This window comes from Pseudoalteromonas neustonica, assembly GCF_001653135.1.
Lineage (GTDB): Bacteria > Pseudomonadota > Gammaproteobacteria > Enterobacterales > Alteromonadaceae > Pseudoalteromonas > Pseudoalteromonas neustonica.
The window spans coordinates 1-21,475 of record NZ_BDDS01000001.1 but is presented as its reverse complement, the minus strand read 5'-3'; the positions used below and the strand labels follow the sequence as shown (position 1 = coordinate 21,475).

16 protein-coding genes and 2 rRNA genes are annotated in these 21,475 nt (G+C 40.9%); 5 read left to right on the top strand and 13 right to left on the bottom strand.

What is annotated here, in order from left to right:
* Nucleotides 1-2 precede the first annotated feature (2 nt).
* The 3 genes from A7967_RS00095 to A7967_RS00085 all read right to left on the bottom strand — a co-directional run bounded on the left by A7967_RS00095 (nucleotide 3) and on the right by A7967_RS00085 (nucleotide 2,971).
* Nucleotides 3-1,199 (bottom strand): glycine C-acetyltransferase, encoded by a 1,197-nt coding sequence (locus tag A7967_RS00095; RefSeq protein ID WP_054204360.1) that lies wholly within the window; start codon nucleotides 1,197-1,199, stop codon nucleotides 3-5.
* Nucleotides 1,200-1,340: 141 nt separating this feature from the next.
* The gene (gene gmhB, locus A7967_RS00090) at nucleotides 1,341-1,898 is read right to left on the bottom strand and encodes a D-glycero-beta-D-manno-heptose 1,7-bisphosphate 7-phosphatase (RefSeq protein WP_054204361.1); all 558 of its coding nucleotides are present in this window, start codon (nucleotides 1,896-1,898) and stop codon (nucleotides 1,341-1,343) included.
* The gene (locus A7967_RS00085; RefSeq protein ID WP_054204362.1) at nucleotides 1,895-2,971 is read right to left on the bottom strand and encodes a glycosyltransferase family 9 protein; all 1,077 of its coding nucleotides are present in this window, start codon (nucleotides 2,969-2,971) and stop codon (nucleotides 1,895-1,897) included. Before A7967_RS00085 ends, gmhB begins: the two co-directional genes overlap by 4 nt.
* Before the next feature lie 127 nt (nucleotides 2,972-3,098).
* Here A7967_RS00085 and A7967_RS00080 point away from each other — a divergent pair, with 127 nt between their 5' ends.
* The gene (locus A7967_RS00080; RefSeq protein WP_054204363.1) at nucleotides 3,099-3,821 is read left to right on the top strand and encodes a 3-deoxy-D-manno-octulosonic acid kinase; all 723 of its coding nucleotides are present in this window, start codon (nucleotides 3,099-3,101) and stop codon (nucleotides 3,819-3,821) included.
* A gap of 36 nt (nucleotides 3,822-3,857) precedes the next feature.
* Here the strand turns inward: A7967_RS00080 and hldE are convergent, their stop codons facing one another.
* Nucleotides 3,858-5,297 carry a bifunctional D-glycero-beta-D-manno-heptose-7-phosphate kinase/D-glycero-beta-D-manno-heptose 1-phosphate adenylyltransferase HldE gene (hldE, locus tag A7967_RS00075; protein WP_054204364.1) on the bottom strand — a complete coding sequence of 480 codons (1,440 nt, stop codon included), beginning with the start codon at nucleotides 5,295-5,297 and terminating at the stop codon, nucleotides 3,858-3,860.
* Nucleotides 5,297-5,887: an SIS domain-containing protein gene (locus tag A7967_RS00070; RefSeq protein WP_054204365.1), complete on the bottom strand. Its 591-nt coding sequence runs from the start codon at nucleotides 5,885-5,887 to the stop codon at nucleotides 5,297-5,299. Before A7967_RS00070 ends, hldE begins: the two co-directional genes overlap by 1 nt.
* A gap of 365 nt (nucleotides 5,888-6,252) precedes the next feature.
* Between A7967_RS00070 and waaA the strand changes: the two genes are divergently transcribed.
* Nucleotides 6,253-7,530 (top strand): lipid IV(A) 3-deoxy-D-manno-octulosonic acid transferase, encoded by a 1,278-nt coding sequence (gene waaA / locus A7967_RS00065; RefSeq protein ID WP_054204366.1) that lies wholly within the window; start codon nucleotides 6,253-6,255, stop codon nucleotides 7,528-7,530.
* Entirely contained in the window at nucleotides 7,523-8,086 is a 564-nt protein-coding gene (locus tag A7967_RS00060; RefSeq protein WP_054204367.1) for a DUF1415 domain-containing protein, read from the top strand. The genes waaA and A7967_RS00060 overlap by 8 nt, the downstream gene beginning before the upstream one ends.
* 35 nt (nucleotides 8,087-8,121) lie before the next feature.
* Here A7967_RS00060 and A7967_RS00055 read toward each other — a convergent pair whose 3' ends face one another.
* From A7967_RS00055 to purL, 4 genes are all read right to left on the bottom strand, one after another.
* A complete protein-coding gene (locus tag A7967_RS00055) occupies nucleotides 8,122-8,457 on the bottom strand; it encodes a YdbL family probable chaperone protein (RefSeq protein WP_054204368.1) in 336 nt (111 codons plus the stop codon).
* A 9-nt stretch (nucleotides 8,458-8,466) separates the two neighbouring features.
* Nucleotides 8,467-8,649 (bottom strand): YnbE family lipoprotein, encoded by a 183-nt coding sequence (locus tag A7967_RS00050; protein WP_054204369.1) that lies wholly within the window; start codon nucleotides 8,647-8,649, stop codon nucleotides 8,467-8,469.
* Complete coding sequence (locus A7967_RS00045; protein WP_054204381.1) at nucleotides 8,642-11,104, bottom strand: intermembrane phospholipid transport YdbH family protein; 2,463 nt, start codon at nucleotides 11,102-11,104, stop codon at nucleotides 8,642-8,644. Before A7967_RS00045 ends, A7967_RS00050 begins: the two co-directional genes overlap by 8 nt.
* Before the next feature lie 112 nt (nucleotides 11,105-11,216).
* Entirely contained in the window at nucleotides 11,217-15,101 is a 3,885-nt protein-coding gene (gene purL / locus A7967_RS00040) for a phosphoribosylformylglycinamidine synthase (RefSeq protein WP_054204370.1), read from the bottom strand.
* Between the two features lie 210 nt (nucleotides 15,102-15,311).
* Between purL and mltF the strand changes: the two genes are divergently transcribed.
* The gene (gene mltF, locus A7967_RS00035) at nucleotides 15,312-16,766 is read left to right on the top strand and encodes a membrane-bound lytic murein transglycosylase MltF (RefSeq protein ID WP_054204371.1); all 1,455 of its coding nucleotides are present in this window, start codon (nucleotides 15,312-15,314) and stop codon (nucleotides 16,764-16,766) included.
* A gap of 317 nt (nucleotides 16,767-17,083) precedes the next feature.
* On the opposite strand, the gene tadA is transcribed toward mltF, so the two are convergent.
* A complete protein-coding gene (tadA, locus tag A7967_RS00030) occupies nucleotides 17,084-17,587 on the bottom strand; it encodes a tRNA adenosine(34) deaminase TadA (protein ID WP_054204372.1) in 504 nt (167 codons plus the stop codon).
* A gap of 179 nt (nucleotides 17,588-17,766) precedes the next feature.
* On the opposite strand from tadA, the gene A7967_RS00025 reads away from it, so the two are divergent.
* On the top strand, nucleotides 17,767-19,071 hold the full coding sequence (locus tag A7967_RS00025; protein WP_054204373.1) for an inosine/guanosine kinase: 1,305 nt from the start codon (nucleotides 17,767-17,769) through the stop codon (nucleotides 19,069-19,071).
* A 16-nt stretch (nucleotides 19,072-19,087) separates the two neighbouring features.
* Here A7967_RS00025 and glsB read toward each other — a convergent pair whose 3' ends face one another.
* The 3 genes from glsB to rrf (A7967_RS00010) form a co-directional block, all read right to left on the bottom strand.
* Nucleotides 19,088-20,011 (bottom strand): glutaminase B, encoded by a 924-nt coding sequence (gene glsB, locus A7967_RS00020; RefSeq protein WP_054204374.1) that lies wholly within the window; start codon nucleotides 20,009-20,011, stop codon nucleotides 19,088-19,090.
* A 948-nt stretch (nucleotides 20,012-20,959) separates the two neighbouring features.
* A 5S ribosomal RNA gene (gene rrf / locus A7967_RS00015) occupies nucleotides 20,960-21,074 on the bottom strand.
* A gap of 57 nt (nucleotides 21,075-21,131) precedes the next feature.
* Nucleotides 21,132-21,246: ribosomal RNA gene (rrf, locus tag A7967_RS00010) — 5S ribosomal RNA — on the bottom strand.
* Between the last annotated feature and the right edge of the window lie 229 nt (nucleotides 21,247-21,475).

Below are 21,475 nucleotides of genomic sequence, written 5' to 3'. Positions count from 1 at the left end.
AATTAGATAACACCCATTTCTTTACCAATGCGGGTAAAGGCTGCAATTGCGGTGTCTAGTTGTTCAATGCTGTGCGCCGCAGAGATTTGCGTACGGATACGTGCTTGGCCTTTTGGCACAACAGGGAATGAAAAACCTGTAACATAAATACCTTCAGCCAATAACTTATCAGCCATAGCTGATGCGACTTTTGCATCACCTAACATCACTGGAATAATCGCGTGATCTTTACCTGCACACGTAAAACCTGCGGCTTCCATTTGTTCACGGAAGTACTTAGCATTTGACCATAATTTAGCACGAAGCTCACTGCCATCCGCTAACATTTCAAGCACTTTAATTGAGGCCGTTACAATTGAAGGGGCTAGTGAATTAGAGAATAAATATGGACGTGAACGCTGACGTAGCCATTCGACAATCTCTTTTTTACCCGATGTATAACCACCCGATGCGCCACCAAGCGCTTTACCTAATGTGCCTGTAATAATATCAACACGATCTAACACATTGCAATATTCAGGTGTTCCTTTGCCGTTTTCGCCAACAAAGCCTACTGCGTGAGAATCATCAACCATTACTAATGCATTGTATTTATCAGCAAGGTCACAAACGGCTTCTAAATTACAAATAACACCGTCCATTGAAAACACGCCATCAGTTGCAATTAATTTATTTTTAACGCCGGCTTCGTCTGCTGCAATAAGTTGTTTTTCAAGGTCAACCATGTCGTTATTAGCGTAACGAAAACGCTTAGCTTTACACAAACGTACGCCATCGATAATTGAGGCGTGGTTTAATGAATCAGAGATAATCGCGTCATCAGGACCCAAAATCGTTTCAAATAATCCCGTGTTAGCATCAAAACATGAAGAATATAAAATGGTATCTTCAGTTTCTAAAAACTCACTGATTTTTTTCTCTAACGTTTTATGAATATCTTGTGTACCACAAATAAAGCGAACAGATGCCACACCAAACCCATGATCATTTAAGCCATTTTGCGCAGCTTGAATTAATTCAGGGCTATTGGCTAAGCCTAAGTAGTTATTTGCACAAAAGTTAATTACTTTATCTCCAGAAGCAACTTCAATTTGCGCTTGCTGTTGAGAGGTAATTATACGTTCGTTTTTATATAGGCCTTCGGCTTTAACATCTTCAATTTGCTGTTGAAGTTGGCTAAAAAATGCAGATGCTCTCATCTGTAGTCTCCAATTTATTGAACGGGGTTAGCGCGAATAATATAACGCGCAGCTCATCTTTGTGGCTATTGTAAAAGTTTAGCTAAACAAATGCACTGTTTGTAGTTCGTCGCAGAAAAAATAGGCTGCCATTAATGATCATTATTGAGGTAACAATATATGAGGCAAATCAGCTAATGAATCGCAAACATGGTGCGCAGACTCAATAACACTCATCTCAAAACGTTGCCCAGATCGTACAAGTACTCGCGTTGCAATACTCGCGGCACTTGCCGCTTGCATATCACTGATCTTATCCCCCACCATAATACTTTGCGCAGGGTCGATATTATGCTCTTTAATACCCTGTAATAACATGCCTGGAGCCGGCTTACGACAGTCGCACTCTTTAAGATAATTTGGCTGTGCGTTTTTAGGGTGGTGTGGGCAAAAGTACACATCGGTTACTCGCACATTGTGCTGATTAAATTGTGCAATCATCCAGTGTGTTAAAGCGTTGAAGTCCGCCTCATTATAATATCCACGGCCAATACCTGACTGATTAGTCACTATAATTAATTTATATCCAGCATCTACAAATGCTTTACAGGCTTGAAAAACGCCGGGTACAAATTCAAACTTTTCAGGCTCATAAACATAGCCATGGTCAATGTTAACCACGCCATCACGGTCTAAAAACAATGCTTTATTGGGATTCATAATGGTGGCTCTATATCATTATTTATTTCAAGAACAACCCTTTCAAACATGACAATCACATCATCAACTTGTATTTGGCTCATTAACTCACTGCCTTTAATGCGCGTGCCCCAAGGTAATTGTTCCGCTGTTTTGCCTGTTTGTTTAAGTAAATTTTGATGATACACCTCAACCACATAGTCTTGGTATAAATACGGCCCAGTACGTTTTGGGTTTGAATGTGCATATAAGCCTATCACTGGAGTACCCACTGTAACCGCCATATGTGCAGGCCCCGTATCTGGAGCAAGCACCAATTCAGCACGTTTTAATACACATAAAAGTTCTTTGAGCTTCGTTTTACCCACTAAATTTAAAATAGGTGTTTGCGTATTAGCAATAATTTGCGCGCTAAGCTCAATTTCTAAAGGAGTAGGTCCGCCCGTAATAACGACATTAAACCCTTTACTATGTGCATGTTCAGCCATTTTTGCGTAACGCTCTGCCAACCAATTACGCTCTTTTTTACTGGCAGCTGGTGATATTACAAAAATACGCCCAGCTAAACGCTCAGCGCCAAGTAATTGATCCGCAATAGCCTGATCTTCACAGCTTACGGGCATCTTCCAAGTAGGCTGATAATCAGGCACGCCGATGGCGTGAGTAAAGCCTTTAAAGCCTTCTAATACATGTGCTTGCTGCGCAGGTGCTATACGCTTATTAATAAATAAACTATGTAACTCTTTTGACCGCGCCCAATCAAAACCCACTTTTGTTTTTGCAGGAATACAACGTGCCACTAAGTTCGCGCGCAATGCAACTTGCATATGCAGCAAAACATCAAACATGCGACCTTTAAATTGTTGCTTTAACTGCTGATAAGCTACTTTACCTTGCTTTTTATCAAACACCACCAGCTCTACGCCAGGTAAACCAGCTAAGAGCATCGCCTCAATTTTTCCTACCACCCAAGTTATTTTGGCATTAGGGTGTGCTTTTTGAATTGCTTGTACCGCTGAAACGCCATGGCACACATCACCAATTGCTGAAAGTCTTAAAATACAGATGTCTGAATAACTAGGAATTTGGCTCACTGGCGCTCTTCACTTAACAATAAACTATGGCTTGATCTTAAATTAACCACTCGCTATTGCAAGCACTTATGCTCCGCTTTAAAACAGGTTAATATACCCTTATCGGTTGTTATAAAGTAAATACGCTATGTTTAACCAACAAACCATTAATGAACACATTCTTTTAAGTCATCCAGAGCACAGCGCCCAAGTTAGCTTAAACTGGTTTGATAATGAATATTGGCAGCAGCAAAAAAAAATTGTCGGTACAAAAAAAGGCCGCGCAACAGCATGGTTTTTTTGTCATGACAAATTAACAGCGGTACTCAGGCACTATTGGCGAGGAGGTTTAGTAGGTAAAGTATTGAGCGATCAATACTTGTATTTAGGCCTTGAAAAAACACGCGTTTATCAAGAGTTTAATTTGATGATGAAACTCACTGAGTTAGGCCTAAATGTACCAAAACCAATTGCAGCTAAAGTTTCAAAATGTGGTTTAATTTACCGTGGTGATATTATTACCCAAGCTATAGCAGGCGCACAAAGTGTACTTGATGTTTTAAAGCAACGCCCTTTCACCGAGCAAGAGTTAACAAAAGTAGCAGATACGATTGCTAACTTTCATAATCATGGCGTGTATCACGCAGATTTGAATATCAATAACATCCTGTTTGATGAAACAGGTGAGGTCTATATTATCGACTTTGATCGCGGCGAACTAAAAACACCGGCAAAAAAATGGCAGCAAGCTAATATGGCCCGCCTTGCTCGTTCGTTCAATAAAGAGCAAGGTCGTAACCAAGTGATGCATTGGCAGCAAAACGACTGGCAGCATCTTGAATATGCGTACCAGTCAGCCTTAAGGGATTAACTTAAGCTAATTGCCCAAGGTAACTAATTAAAATAGTTAAGCTTTAATTTTACTGATCACTTTAGATGTAGAACAGCCATTTAAAAATTCAAGCACCTCTACTTTTCCGCCATGGCGCAGTACGTGCTCCGCACCTGCAATTTGATCAACCGTGTAATCGCCGCCCTTTACTAAAATATCAGGACTGATCTGTTCGATTAATTTAGCTGGGGTGTCGTTTTCATCTAAGCTACCAAATGGTATAACCCAATCAACTGAAGCCAGTGCACTTAACACCATTGCGCGCTCATCAAGCGGATTGATTGGGCGCTCAGGGCCTTTTAAGCGAGTAATTGATTCGTCATTATTTAAACCAACAACGAGACGATCACCTCGTGCTTTTGCCTGTGCTAAATAACGTACATGACCTGCGTGTAAAATATCAAAACAGCCATTCGTAAATACAATTGTTTCGCCATTTTGCTTAGCAAATTCAATATGCTGAAGCACATCATCAAATGGGGTTTGATAATGCTCACCCGTTTTTTGTAAATACTGACCTAGTTTACGGCTCAGCTCTTCAGGCGACACGGTTGCAGCGCCTAATTTACTCACCGCAATCCCCGCGGCAAGGTTCGCTATTTCTACCGCATCTTTAGGCTTCATACCTGCACCAAGCATAACAGCGAGGGTTGCAATTACAGTATCACCCGCGCCAGTTACATCACTCACTTCAAGCTGCTGTGCTGCAAAATCATGTTTTTCATTAGCACTAATAAGCGACATACCTTGCTCTGAACGAGTCAGTAGCATTGCTGCAACGCCCGCATCTTTGATTAACTGACGCGCACTGTCAGTAAGGTTTTTCTCAGAGTCAGTTTTACCACCAGCTAGCTTAAATTCATTTAAGTTAGGAGTAATGTAATCAGCACCACGATAAAGATTTAAATCCGATGACTTAGGATCAATTAATACCGTTTTACCTGCTTTTTTTGCCATTGTGATCATTTGCTGGATCAACGAAAGTGAGCCTTTGTTGTAATCAGAGAACAATACAAAATCATACTGATCTAGTACCAACTCTAGGCGATTCAACAACAACTGGCTATGCTGCTCTGTAAACATTTCTTCTAAGTCTAAGCGCACTACTTGTTGGTGACGGCTAATAACACGCATTTTTGAAATAGTCGGCAAATCGCATACACTCACAAGTTGTGAGTCAATACGCTCATCTGCCAGTATATTTTCAAGGATTTGACCGCTTTCGTCTTCACCAATCAACCCAAGCAGACCTACCTTGCCATCTAAACGAGCAATGTTCTTTGCCACATTGGCAGCGCCACCCGCTTTGTCTTCAAATTTACTAACTTTAACAATGGGAACTGGAGCCTCAGGTGAGATACGCCCTGAATCACCATGCCAGTAGCGATCGAGCATTACATCGCCAACAACCAGTATTCTCGCATTTGATAAATGTTTAAATAGCGCTAAATCCATTAATTTTTCCCCGCTACAACCATATCAATCGCTTCACAAAGCCAATGGCCAATAAACATGTGCGCCTCTTGAATACGGGCGGTTTCATCATCTTTAATTATGATCGGTAGCTTAGCAATATCTTTTACTTTACCGCCATCACGCCCAGTTAACGCAACGGTGTAAGCACCAATCTCATTTGCAGCCGCTAACGCTAAATTAATGTTGGCACTAGTACCTGAGGTTGTTAAACCTATAACTAAATCTTCAGGCTTGCACAGTGCAAGAACTTGGCGCTCAAATACAGTGTCAAAATGATAGTCGTTACTATGCGCCGTTAAAATTGACGTATCGGTTGTTAGTGCCATTGATGCCAATGGCCCACGCTCTAATTTATAACGCACAACAAATTCTGCGGCTAAATGCTGCGCATCTGCTGCGCTGCCACCATTACCAAACCATACCACTTTGCCACCAGCTTCGAGTGCGCTATGACACACTTCAAGCAATTGCATGACTTGTGGATGGTACATTTGCATTGTTTCAAACAATGCTTGGTGACGTGCTAGACTTTCAAGGTAGCTGCTTGCTACTGAATCAACATTAGACATTTATAATCCTCTCAAAATTAGTCTGACTAGCTACTATCAAAAAGGCGCTACTGATAAACAAGCATAGTCTTCACTAAACCACTATCACAGTGTGCGAAGCAGTTTTATATATTTTATTTGCGGCTACTACTAAAATGGTTTGTCGTATTAGGAGCCCTATAATGATGCATTCAAAGCGAGCTTCGGCTTTTTATAGCGGATTTAAATACCAACACTATTATTATTTTTGCAAAGATAACGAAATATTACCAAATTAGCGCTAACTAAACACCCAAAACTCTTTGATATAACGCTTTTTAACAATTTCATATTTTGCTTCTCAGTTATCCACGTTATCATTACACTTTATTATTTGAGGCTTAAAAATGGCACGTTTTTTTTATTCGCTTGTTCTTTACCTACTAAGCCCACTTATTGTTTTTTACGTCTATATACTGCGCGGTAGAAAAAATTCCGCCTATCGTGATCATTTTATGGAGCGCTTTGGTTTTATAAACGCTAATCTCTCCACTAATCCTCCTGTTATGATCCACTGTGCGTCAGTAGGTGAAGTACTTGCCGCATCGCCTCTCATTAAAAAATTACAACAGCAATTACCAAACACGCCTTTACTTATTACGTGTAATACACCGACTGGCAGAGAGCAAATAAAGAATAATTTTAATTCATCGGTGCACCTATCTTACTTACCGATGGATTTTCCATGCGCAACAGCCCGTTTTTTAAAACGTACGAAGCCCGCCATGCTGTGTATTTTAGAAACCGAGCTTTGGCCTAATTTAATGGCTCAGTGTAAGCAACAAGGTATTCCCGTACTTGTACTCAATGCTCGCCTTTCAGAAAAATCACTGCAAGGTTATCAAAAGGTTGCTCCATTAAGTAAAGCTATCATGGACTCAATAACCGCTTTAGCAAGCCACAACCAAGATGATGCAAACCGTTTTATTAAACTGGGCTTAAATGCAGAATATATTCATATCACTGGTTCTATTAAGTTTGATATTAGCCCAACAATCGAGCAATTAGGTAAGGTAAAACACTTAAAAAAGCAATACAACAACCAGCGCTTCATTTGGGTGGCAGGCTCAACGCATCCTATAGAGCATGCGTTAATTTTGAATGCTCATAAACAGCTTTTAAAGCACTCCCCAGATGCATTGCTGGTTATTGCACCACGCCACCCAGAACAGTTTGATAAAGTAGCTTCATTACTTGAAGACTCAGCATTGAGCTTCAGCCGCCGTAGTAACAATGACTACCAGGGCGAACACGTACTTCTTGCTGATACTCTAGGTGAACTACAGTGTTTATACGGTATGGCTGATATAAGTTATATTGGCGGTAGTTTAATTGAGCGCGGCGGGCATAACCCGCTCGAATCTGCCGCTTTTTCAGTTGGCGCTTTAACTGGCCCTCATACTTATAACTTTAATCATGTTTACCCTGAGCTAATTGCACTGGGTGGCGCTAAAAAAATCACGAGTACCGAGGAATTAAGCCAGCAACTTATTACACTTTGTCAGCAACCTTTACTTTGTATACAGCTAGGCGAACGCGCTGCACAGTGTGTTGCAAATAACCAAGGTGCTATCGCTAGGACTACCGCTATCATTAATGAACATTTAGAGCCACGTAATGACTGAATTAATAAACCTAAGTTTACCAGAGCAACAAACCCGCGAGTGGGTTTCAAGCGTCATTGTTAAATACAATTTTTGCCCATTTGCCCGTAAAGAAGTTGAGAGTAACTGCATACATTATCAAACAAGTAATGCCATTAGCATTGATGATGCTGTTATGGAAATGATTGAGCAATGTATTGAACTCGATCAGCTGCCTGAGCGTGAAACTACATTGCTCATGTTTGAACAAGGTTTTACTGATTTTGAAGAATTTTTAGATCTCGTTAATTTAGCTAATGCGCTGTTAGTCGCTCAAGGGTTTGAAGGTAAATACCAAATAGCGAACTTTCACCCTGACTATGTATTTGCAGACAGTGATGATAGCGACGCAGCCAATTATACTAACCGCGCGCCCTTCCCAACCTTACATTTAATTCGCGAGGCGAGTATGAGTGCCGCGTTAGATGAGTACAACGAGCCTGAGTCAATTCCAGAGCACAACATTAACCTAGCACGTCGTAAAGGTATCGATTTTTGGCAAGCCTTATTAGAGAACTGTAAAAAACCGAGCATGTGAGCTCGGTTTTTAATGCCCTTAAGTAATCACTGAGTTTATTTTTTAACCCATTCACCATTAACTTCAACGAAGTGCCCTGCTCGGGTTTTTTCAATCGTTTTTGCAGCTGCCAACGCCTCTACTTGCGCAAGTGATAGATTGTTCTTTTTAGCGAGTTTTAAATACTGCGCTTTACGCTTTGCATTAATTTCATCAACGACTGTTTTAGCTTCAGCGTTTTGAACTACTAATCCTAAATAACCAGAGCTATCTTCACCGACTAAGCCTTGGCTTTTTGCATCATCTAAACTAATAGCCCATGCAGAGAACGACAAACAAGCGGCACTCAAAAGTGTGATAAAATTTAGCTTTTTATTTTTAAATATACTCATCATTGCTCCTTAGAATAATTCACTGTCATCACTAAATAAACTGTCGAGTTCTTTATCAACTTTAACGCGAATTTCATGATCAACTTTCACATTTAAGTTAATTGTTATTGGTTCTTTAGCTGCCACTTCAACGCGGTGTGTGCACGCGCTTAGTAGCCCCAACGCCGATATAATTACTAACCATCTAGTCATTCTTGCTTCCTTTTGTTGAATACTCTTGTTCAACTTTTTGCGTAATTTCGTCACTTAAACGCAAGGCTCTGAGTAAAGTAAAAACGTTCTCTTCATGATTGTAGTTAAAGTTAACTTGTTGCGCTTGCTGTTGATTATAACCTTGTAAGTTTACTCCCAAAGTCATCCAACCATCAGGCTTTAAATTAACACTGCTATTAATTTTTTTAATGTCCAAATCTTCCAGCAAGCCCAGTACTGGGCCAAGTTCTTGCTGCTGGTCTTTAACCGCATTGAATGCTGCGTTATCTGTGATCAGCAACTTTGCTGTTCCTTTATTGACAAGTTCACCGCCTCGCACTTCAATGCCTGCGTCAGTAAAGTAAACAGGTAGTTGACCTGCGACTCTACCTGTTAAACTGATCCCCGATTTTTCATCAAGTGTGATCAGCTTACTTGCGTCGATATTATCAAACTTAACCAACGCTTGTTGGGGTTGATTTGTTAAACGATACTCATCAAGTAAAAAATGCCCACCCATAACATTGCCAGAGACATTTAAAAGCGCAGGCACGCTTTCCTGAACTTGCCAATACCCATTAAGTTGCTCAACAACTGCGCCTGCACGTAATTCATTTAGCTCAAATGTAGTAGGTTCAACATTAAGCTGCCCTGAATCATACCGCCCCGTAAATTGAGTATTTAGCTGCTTAGCAAGGTAGTCTGTGTACAAACCACTAACACCCGTAACCTGCAAGGAGATATCTGCCTGCTGCAGGTTTATATCGCCAGTAATACGCCCGCTGATAGTCCCATCAGTTAAGATTGCTAACGGTTCAAACTGATGAAGCAGCGGATTAAGCTTAGTCACTAATTGATCCGATATTATAACTTCAAAAGGGTGAGCAGTACTGCTCATATTATGGCTGGCAACTAACTCGATGCCGTCTATAAATATGTGATGTGACGCTTGTAAAGCTCTACTTTGCAAACCTTGTGAACTAATGCGAATGTTTTTAAATTTGAACTCGTCACTTTGCAACATGGCCAACTTAGTTTCACTGGTTAAATCAAAAAACAGCTCCCCAACAGATAAACTTCCCGCTGCGGTTAACTGATTAGTAAGTTGAGTCAGTTTAATACTCCCTACTTTAACGGTATCTAACTTACTTGATAAACTCGCTGTTAAATACTGATCACTTTGCAACTTAGCTTTAAATGTAGCGTGGTAATTATCAAGGAGGATATCGTCCACTTTTAGTTGCGCTAGCGCCAGCTCTGCTGATAACTCAACTTTAGGTTGTTCGCCCAATGCGTTACTTATTAAAAAATGCCCTTGCGTATTCACTTTTTGTAAATCAACAGCGATAAAATCAGGTAGCGTAGCCATTTTCAATTGGAAATTACCATCAACATGATTGTTGCTAGTATTCGCGGCTATTTTCAATTGGGTAATATCATCGCTGGTAAATAGTAAATCCACTTGTGCTGATAGAGTCTCCAAGGCGCTATTGATGTCCACAGCTAACTGCTGAATACGCATCTGTACGTGTGACTCTCCCTGCAAAGTTAGTTCATTCGCTGTCAATTGAGTGCCTTGCAGAGTGATTTTGTTGGGTAAAGTTAATTGCCAACTTAACGGTATTTGGTCAGCGATAAATTGCTGCTGCGCAGGATTAGTAATAACACCGTTTAAACCTTGTAAGCACTCGTTTTTAACATTGAATGTGCTTGTTAATTGCTGAGCATTTACATTTATTAATTTAGTATTTAAGTGATAGTAACTACTTACATCGCCGTTACTTTTAACGGTCATCGGACAACTATCAATGACAGAGGAGAAACCAGCATCTAGCTTAGACTTTAACTTCAACTCAATACCATCAAAAGTAAAACTATGTTGACTCGTGAAATTAAGGCCTGCGAGTGAATTTGCTGTTGTCGCTTTCATTTTAGTTAGTAGCGTATCATTAAGCTCAATATGCCCCGATACTTTAGTCTTTGTTATTTTAACATCCGCTTTTACGTCACCAGCTACAAAAAACTCATTGATCACTGACTCATTAATACTGAGAGTTAACGGTTTTTGTAACTGAGCTTGCGTGATCTCTAATCGGTTTATATGTAATAACGGGCGACTTTGCGGTAACGCCAATACAAGCTTTTTAGCTGTTGATGACTCTGTTGAAGTATCAGAATTTGAGAGTATTAAATTCGCACGGTCAATCGTAATGTATTGGGTATTTACTGTAATATCTGCTAACTCTAACTGTTGCCCTTGATAAATCACACATGCCCGTTGCACGTGTAAATCTAATTTAGTCGTTAATGACCAGTCTAAGCAATGCAGCTCGACGCCAGATCTACTCAATGTTGGCGCTATAAAATGTAAAGTGATCGGCATACGAAAAACATAGCCAAGTGTGATCACACTCATCAATAAAACTAATAACCCCCAACCAACACGCTTTAGCATATTATCCTTAAAATAGTCACGTTGACCTTTGTACAAGTTAAACAAAAAAGGCTGCACAATGCAGCCTTTTATTTTATCGCTAAAGTATGAACCTAGCTTGTATAAATGTAAATTAACCTACATTTTTACGTGCGTTACGGAACATACGCATCCACGGGCTATCTTCTTTCCACTCATCTGGGTGCCAAGAGTTAGCAACAGCACGGAAAACACGCTCAGGATGCGGCATCATTACTGTTGCACGACCATCCGCTGATGTAATACCTGTAATACCTTCTGGCGAGCCATTCGGGTTGTTAGGGTATTGCGTTGTTGGTTTACCGTGGTTATCAACAAACTTCACTGCCACAGTACCAGACTCAAGCGCCGCTTTAACAGCTGCATCGTTTGCAAATTCAGCATGACCTTCACCGTGTGAAACAGCGATTGGCATACGAGAACCAGCCATGCCATTAAAGAATACAGACGGATTTTCTTGCACTTCGACTAAGCTAAAACGTGCTTCAAAACGCTCTGATTTATTAGTCACAAAACGTGGCCAATGCTCAGTACCAGGGATCAATTCTTTAAGTGTTGATAGCATCTGACAACCATTACATACACCTAAGCTAAATGAGTCTTGACGCTCAAAGAAGCTTTGGAACTGATCGCGTGCCATATCATTAAACAAGATTGATTTAGCCCAACCTTCACCAGCGCCGAGTACATCGCCGTAAGAGAAACCACCACATGCCACTAAACCTTTAAACTCTTCAAGACTTAAACGCCCTTCAAGAATGTCGCTCATGTGTACATCAACGGCTGCAAAACCAGCACGGTTAAACGCTGCTGCCATTTCTAAATGCGAGTTAACACCTTGCTCGCGCAAAATGGCCATTTTAGGCTTAGCGCCTGTAGCAATATAAGGTGCTGCAACATCTTCGTTTAAGTCAAAGTTAAGTTTAACGTTAAGGCCCGGGTCTGTTGCGTCAAATTTTGCATCAAATTCTTGCTTAGCGCAATCAGGGTTATCACGGCGTGCTTGCATTTGGTACGTTGTTTCAGCCCAAGTAGTACGTAATTCTGTACGTGTATTACTTAATACAGCGTTGCCACCGCGATTAAATACCACGGTATCATCTTTGTTTAGCGTACCAATCTCATGACTGATTGCAGTAATACCATGCTCTGCAAATACCGCATTCACAGCAGCTAAATCACTATTAGCTACTTGAATAACAGCACCAAGCTCTTCGTTGTAAAGCGCTTCGATATCTGAACCTGTTAAACCGTCAAGGTTTACAGTAACGCCGGTGTGACCCGCAAATGCCATTTCAGCTACAGTGGTAAATAAACCACCGTCTGAACGGTCATGATAAGCAAGTAGCTTGCTATCGGCGACTAGCGCTTGCATTGCATTGTAGAAGCCTTTTAATAACTCAGGGCTATCAACATCAGGTGTTACATCACCCAATTGCTTATAAACTTGCGCAAGGCTTGATGCGCCCATACGATTTTTACCCGCGCCTAAGTCAACTAAGATAAGTGACGTTTCGCCTTTATCTGTACGTAGTTGCGGAGTAACCGTTTTACGCACATCATCAACACGGCCAAATGCAGTGATTATCAATGATAATGGTGCGGTTACTGATTTTTGCTCACCACTTTCATCCCATTGGGTTTTCATCGACATAGAGTCTTTACCCACTGGAATAGTTAAGCCAAGCGCAGGACAAAGTTCTTCGCCCACAGCTTTTACTGCTTCATACAAACCAGCATCTTCACCTGGGTGACCTGCTGCAGCCATCCAGTTTGCTGAAAGCTTAATGTTTTCAAGGCTACCGATATTAGCACACGCAATATTAGTTAATGACTCAGCCACCGCTAAACGTGCTGATGCACCGTAGTTAAGTAATGCCGCTGGCGTGCGCTCACCAAGTGACATAGCTTCACCATGGTAAGTATCATATGTAGCAGCTGTCACTGCACAGTTAGCCACTGGTACTTGCCACGGACCAACCATTTGGTCGCGTGCTACTAGACCTGTTACTGAACGGTCGCCAATGGTAATTAAGAACGTTTTTTCAGCAATCGCTGGCAAACGTAATAAACGTGTTGCCGCTTCACTTACATCAATACTCGTTGTGTCTAGTGCTTGACCTACAACTTGCTTTGATTGTGCTTCACGGTGCATTTTAGGTGCTTTACCTAGTAATACATCTAATGGTAAATCAACTGGGTTATTATCAAAATGACTGTCAGCAACAGTTAAATGACGCTCTTCAGTGGCTTCACCAATCACGGCATACTGTGCACGTTCGCGCTTACAAATAGCTTCAAAACGGTCAAAGTTTTCAACGCCTACAGCAAGTACATAGCGCTCTTGAGATTCGTTACACCAAATTTCATGTGGTGCCATGCCCGGCTCATCATTCGGAATATCACGTAACTGGAATTTACCACCACGGCCACCGTCATTTACAAGTTCAGGGAATGCATTCGATAAACCGCCTGCGCCCACATCATGGATAAACGCGATTGGGTTATCATCACCTAACTGCCAACACTTATCGATTACTTCTTGGCAACGGCGTTCCATTTCTGGATTTTCACGTTGTACTGAAGCAAAATCTAAATCTTCGTTTGATTGGCCTGACGCCATTGATGAAGCAGCACCGCCACCTAAACCAATGTTCATCGCAGGACCACCGAGTGCAATCAGCTTAGCGCCAACAGGGATTTCACCTTTTTGCACATGATCAGTACGAATATTACCTAAACCACCAGCCAGCATAATAGGCTTATGGTAACCACGTACCTCTAGACCATTATGACTTGTCACTTCTTCTTCATAGGTACGGAAGTAACCAACTAAGTTTGGACGACCAAATTCATTATTAAACGCAGCGCCACCTAATGGCCCCTCTGTCATAATGTCTAGCGCAGTAACGATACGCGCAGGTTTACCAAAATCAGTTTCCCACGGTTGCTCGTAACCAGGGATACGTAAGTTAGATACAGTAAAGCCAACTAAACCCGCTTTAGGCTTAGAGCCGCGACCCGTTGCGCCTTCATCACGAATTTCACCACCAGACCCCGTTGCTGCACCAGAGAATGGGGCTATTGCTGTTGGGTGATTGTGCGTTTCAACTTTCATCAGGATTTCAATATTCTCTTGATGATACGCGTATTCGCCTTCAACATTTGGGAAGAAACGACCTGCTTTAGAACCTTTCATTACTGCTGCGTTATCTTTATAAGCAGATAACACGTTTTCAGGGTTAAGCTCATAAGTGTTCTTAATCATCTTAAACAGTGATTTTGGCTGTACTACACCATCAATAGTCCAATCTGCATTAAATATTTTATGACGACAATGCTCTGAGTTTGCTTGTGCAAACATAAATAATTCGATGTCGTTCGGGTTACGCCCTAACTTTTGGAAGTTTTCTACCAAATAATCAATTTCATCATCAGCAAGCGCAAAACCTTGCTCAACGTTTGCTTTAGCAAGTGCTTCACGTCCACCACCTAAAATGTCAACCGATGACATTTGGCTCGGTGCGTCGGTACGGAACAACTTAGCAGCGTCACCAAATGCGCTATGCGTTGCCTCAGTCATACGATCGTGTAATAAAGCGGCAGTTTGGTTTAATTGTTCGGCGTTTAAATCGCCTTCAACATAATAAGCAATGCCACGCTCAACACGGTGTACTTGAGTTAACCCACAATTATGTGCAATATCCGTCGCTTTTGAAGCCCATGGCGAGATTGTGCCAGGACGAGGTGTTACTAACACCAATGTTCCTGCTGGTGTATGTTCGGCAATCGTTGGACCATAGGTAAGTAACTTCTCAAGCTTAATTTGCTCGTCACTTGAAAGCTCTGCAGTTAGATCTGCAAAGTGTGCATACTCAGCGTATACATTAGTGACTGGAAGTTGCGCCTGTTGGCAACGGGCTAAAATTTTCTGAACTCTAAAATCGGAAAGTGCTGGTGCACCACGAAGGATCAACATAGGTATTTTCATCCGGGGTTAGGGATTGAACGATATTTTAGACGGCCATTATAGTTCAAATAGGGTTCATATTTAACTCAAAATTACACTTTTCATCAAATTATCTTCTAAATTTTATACTACAGGGAATAAACGCAATAAAACCAATCGCCAAGTGACGTCATCACTTAGTTTTGATATAAGTGTATTATTGGATTTAAGGGGCTCGCTATGTTCAAACAAAAGCTAATTACAATCATTACGTTAGTAATGTTTTTGTGTGCATGCGATATGCAGCAGCAACAATCTCAACTCAGCCAGATAAAAACTCAAAATAAAATCAGAGTAGGCACCCTCGCGGGCGCAAGTAACTATTACCAAGCAGTCCAAGGTGAGCAAGGCTTTGAATACGAACTTGCGCAAGAGTTTGCTAATCACCTTGGTGTTGAACTGGAAATGGTGCCGTTTTTTAATTTATCAGATATGTTCTCACGCCTTGATAGTGGTGATTTAGATTTAATAGCCTCTGGTTTAACCTATAATAAAGTCAGAGCCCAAGACTATCGATTTGGTCCAACCTACCGCACAATAAGTCAAAAGCTTGTTTATAAACAAGGTCGAGTTCGCCCACGTGACTTTGATGATCTAACAGGTAACCTAACTGTCCTTTCAAAAAGTAGCCATTCATTAGCATTGCAGCAGATAAAAAACACGCACCCAGATATTAGTTGGCAAGAAACTGAAGATCTTGATGAAGAAGAGCTATTACAAGCAGTGATAGATGGCGAAATAGATTACACACTTGCAGATTCTCATACGCTTTCACTATTTCGACGTTACCACCCCAATCTAAGTATTGGTTTTTCTGTTACTCGCAACGATCCTATTGCGTGGTTATTGCGTAAAGATGGTGATGATTCCTTATATGCGTTAATGGTGCCATTTTTTGGTGATGCCAAACAAAACAATCAACTATATGTTTTAGAAGAGAAATACTTTGGTCATGTACGTCAGTTCAATTATGTGAATACGCTTGCCTATATAGAGGCAATTAAAGAAACACTCCCTAAATATCAACCTTGGTTTGAGCAATATGCTGGCAGCTTAGATTGGCGCTTATTAGCGGCTTTAAGCTATCAAGAGTCCATGTGGAATCCACGAGCGAGGTCGCCGACAGGTGTGCGCGGTATTATGATGCTAACGCGTAATACAGCAAAACAAGTGGGTGTAACTAACCGCCTAGCGCCAGAGCAAAATATAAAAGGAGGCTCTGAGTACTTAGCTAAACTTGTAAAAAGAATTCCAGATAGAGTTCCACAACCTGATCGTACTTGGTTGGCTTTAGCCTCATACAATATTGGTTGGGGTCATGTAAATGATGCCCGCATAATAACGGAGCAACAAGGCGCCAGCCCTGATAAGTGGGCTGATGTAAAAAAACGATTGCCGCTACTCATTAAAAAGCGTTATTACCGAAAAACCAAGTATGGCTATTCTCGCGGTGATGTTGCAGTTAAGTATGTAGACAATATTCGTCGCTATTATGATGCGTTAGTTTGGTTGGATGAAAATAATGCGATTAATGAAGCACCAATACTGCTAGCTCCTACAGATCTAAATAATGACAAGACGGAACCTAAAAAAGGTCAAATAAAAGCACCTGTAATGACTAAAAGTAAGCAATAAAGTAGAGCATAGTGCGACTCACACAACTTTAAATAAGATAAAACAGTACAAACTAAAATATCTATTTACTTGTCACCAAATGATCACTAATGTGTAGTATCAAGTATATAATTAAATTATATCTTTCTCACTCTCACATTTTCAGGGGAAACCATGCTGAAACGTCGTCGCACACATTCGTTTAAACGGAATGTTATTTATTCATCATCTACCCGTCGCAGAATAATGCTGCGTAACCTGCAGAAAAAAGTAATTTGGCGTCGTAGAATGTTTGCCATGCAACAAATGGCGGAATTAAACGTTGCAGCCCCTGTAGGTTAAACCTTCAGGTCTCGCAATGCCTGCTTTGCAGCTTTTATTTCTCCTCGGCGACGTTTAAAAAAATCTGAAATGGTTTGACCGCATAAATCACTTAATACCCCAGCTTCAACTTCAACTTGATGGTTTAATCTACAATCTTGCAATAAGTTCATTATAGAGCCGGCAGATCCTGTTTTTTCATCCGCCGCACCAAATACCAAACGCTTAATCCGACTGTGTACCAATAATCCTGCACACATAGAGCAAGGCTCTAAGGTTACGTATAACGTACAGTCAATAAGGCGATAATTATTAAGCACCTTACCGCCTTCACGTATCGCAATCATTTCAGCATGTGCTGAAGGATCATTATCTGTAATAGATCGATTATAACCAGCAGCAATAAACTGGTTGTCTTTGACCAGCACCGCACCGACGGGAATTTCATTTAGCTGCTCAGCTTTTTTTGCGAACTCTAAGGCCTGTGTCATCCAGTATTGGTCGTTCAATAGCTCACTCATTGACTTAATCTTTTGCTAATTATTGTTTAATTATACTCATTTAGAGATATAAAATCATAACCATACTGATTAGTGATAAAAATAAAACAAATTAAAACCGCTTTAGCATGGCTCATACAGTGCAACTTGCGATATAATCCCTCGCTTTTTTTATTTAGCTCACAACACACGGGTAGCAAATGAAATTTCCTGGACGCCGCAGGCATAAACATTATTTTCCAGTGGAAGCAAAAGATCCACTTACTAATCAACTCAATGCCAGTGATAGGTTGCACCGCAGCTACATCACAGGTATAGATCAAATCGTAGTTGATATAGAAGCTAAAGTCGATCAAGCTTTCCTAGACGAATTTCAACTGCGCCGAGGTATGTCGCAGGTTATTGATAATGACATAACCAATGCATTATATGATCGTTTAAAACTCAACGACATGATCGATTATGAGTTTGCCGGTGGTACCATTGGCAATACCATGCACAACTACTCAGTACTAGCAGATGATCGCTCTGTACTGTTGGGCGTGATGAGCGAAAATATTAAAATTGGTAGCTACGCCTATCGTTTTTTATGCAACACCTCAAGTCGCGTAGATCTAGATTATCTGCAACCTGTAGATGGTCCAATCGGTCGTTGTTTCACACTCATTGACGATACTGGTGAACGTACCTTTGCGATCAGCGCAGGTTTAATGAATCATTTACGTCCTGAATCAATCGATCAAAACCTCATCGAAAACTCATCTGCGTTAGTGATAAGTGCTTACCTTATGCGTACACAAGGCAATGAAACTATGACCGAAGCTACAATGCAAGCGGTCAAATATGCCAATGATGCCGACGTACCGGTAGTACTTACATTAGGGACTAAATTCTTAATCGAACAAGACCCTACTTGGTGGGCGAACTTTGTCGATAAGCACGTTGATATTTTGGCAATGAATGAGGAAGAAGGGCTTGCAATAACAGGCTTTGAAGACCCTCTGCTCGCCGCAGATAAAGCACTTGATTGGGTCGATTTAGTGATCTGTACCGCAGGTGAGAAAGGCTTATTTATGGCGGGCTATATCGATGAGCAGTTTAAACGAGAAACTGAGTACCCATTATTACCTGGCGCAATACCAGATTTCAATCGCTATGAATTTTCTCGTGCTATGCGCAAAGTTGACTGTCAACAGCCTACCCGTGCATATAGCCACACAGCACCATTTATGGGTGGCCCAGACTCGATTAAAAATACCAATGGTGCAGGTGATTGCGCATTAGCAGCCGTATTACATGACTTATCTGCAAATGTTTATCATAAACTCAATGTAGGTAATTCAGCTAAGCACCAACAACCAGCAATGACTTACTCATCATTATCACAAATAAGTAAGTATGCTAACCGAGCTAGCTTTGAAGTATTGGTTCAGCACTCCCCTCGTCTATCTCGTGGCTTACCGGAGCGAGAAGATTGCCTTGAACAAGTTTATTGGGAACAATAGCCCCCTTGGTATTTATTTAAAATATAGAGATATCAAGCTTATTAGATAGCAGCTCCAATGCTGCTATTCCCGCAACAGAATTACCAAATGAATTTAACCCAGGGGACCACACAGCCACTGTAAATTTATTAGGTAAAACGGCTAAAATTGTTCCTGACACACCTGACTTTCCAGGCATTCCAACCCTATAACCAAAGTCCCCAGCTGCATCATATAAGCCACTCGTAAACAACAATGAATTTAGTTGCTTACTCTGAAGGCTAGAAAGGACTTGGCGGTTTGAAGTATTATCAACCCCCTTATTTGCTAAAAAATTATACGCTTTAGCTAGTTCAATGCAGTTTAACTCTATCGCACAAAAGTTAAAGTATGCCCACAATACATCATCAACTTCATTATTAAAGTTACCAAAGGACTTCATCAAATGCCCCATCGCGGCATTACGGTGACGAAACTCATACTCAGAGCTAGCAACTTTTTTATCGATACGAATCGTTTTATTTCCTGATAAAGCTCTAAACGCTTCTAACATGGAATGCATCGGTGCCGATAATCGACTATATAGCGCATCACAGGTCACGATCGCACCTGCATTAATAAAAGGGTTACGTGGTATACCTTTTTCAAACTCAAGCTGCGTTAGCGAGTTAAATGCAGTTCCTGATGGCTCTTTACCTACTCTCTCCCATAACTCGTCACCATAGCGTTGTAACGCTAGCGTTAAAGTCATCACTTTGGAGACTGATTGAATTGTAAAACGTTTGGAGCAATCACCAGCACAGAATGTCTGACCGTCAGTTGTGTAAATCGCAATTGAAAATTGATTAGCATCCACTTCAGCTAACGCAGGAATATAATCAGCAACTTTACCCTGTGAGAGTAATGGCTGTACATCTGCGGTGATGTCATTTAATACTTGTTGATAATCAGAGGTAGGCAATTTGACCCTCACTGGAATTGTAAAGAGAGATAAAATTCTATCATGTTAACTTCAAACGAGGTAACTTTGTTACTCTAATTGTAAATTTCACAAAGAAAAAGTTCTTCAAAATTAAAAAGCTACATCACCCTTCATCCTGTTATAGGGTATATCTCTGATGTAATACCAATCAGCGTAGATATGGGGTCTATTTAATGACAAGAAAATTGCGCTATAACTAGACAAAAATTTTTATATCTAGGGCGTGTTGACCTTTGTGGATTGAAATTTGTTCAATCTAGGGGCGATTTAATCGCGGCGCGAGGTTTGTAACCTAGCGGGCTAAGTAAAAACCGAGCAACAAAGAGTCAATCGCCCCTAGGAAGAACCCTTTGGGCAGCGCATGTTTGGCATTTATACTGCGTTATCGCCTATTTATGGGGAACAACCACACGACATAGGCTCTGCCTTGCCTAAATACCAAACATACTGCTGCAAAATCAATCACGAAAGGTCAACACGCCCTAGTTGTTCTAAATAAAAAATCTTTAACGACATTATAGTCTTGATTTAATTCGTTAAATTGTTCAAATATTTATGCAGATTGGTATAATAGCCTTCCTTTCAATTCTCTCGTGTTCGGCCGCAATCCCTCATGCTACGACTGATACCAATCGTGTTAAGTTAATGACCATTTATAGCGAAAGATAAATACAGTGATAACAAGGCAGATATTTTGACATGGTGTTGTTCTCGGCAATTGCTCCTGCATTGCTCTACCTCCTGCATACATGCAGTCGTACATGAAAAATTACTAACGCAGTTAGCGCTTTATTTAGTCCGCTAGAATGGTTAAATATTTAAGCCGATTAGTATGAGTCTGTTTATTTTTTAATTGACCGGTTGCATCACTTTCTTCCAAACGAAAAAAAGCCGCTTCATCTCTGAAGCGGCTTTCTCTAATTTAAATCCTGGCGATGACCTACTTTCACATAACAAATGCTACACTATCATCGGCGCTGTTTCGTTTCACTACTGAGTTCGGCATGGGATCAGGTGGGTCCAAAACGCTATTGTCACCAAGAAAATTCTTTTCTATTTTCTTATTTTTATATTTGCGCAATGCGACTTTTAATTTGGAGCCTGGCGATGACCTACTTTCACATAACAAATGCTACACTATCATCGGCGCTGTTTCGTTTCACTACTGAGTTCGGCATGGGATCAGGTGGGTCCAAAACGCTATTGTCACCAAGCAAATTGGGTGTCAGTTCGTATCTCTACGCACTAACTAAAATTTGAAAATGCTGATAATTGTCTTCTTACAACTTTAAGCTTATCGCTTACAGCTGTTAGTAAATCTACTTTAGTTGTCGCGATAAATCACGACCTACAATCTTAACTTCTGCGCTTAAACAGTCACATAAAACGCGTTTGGCGTTGTATGGTTAAGCCTCACGGGTAATTAGTACAAGTTAGCTTAAC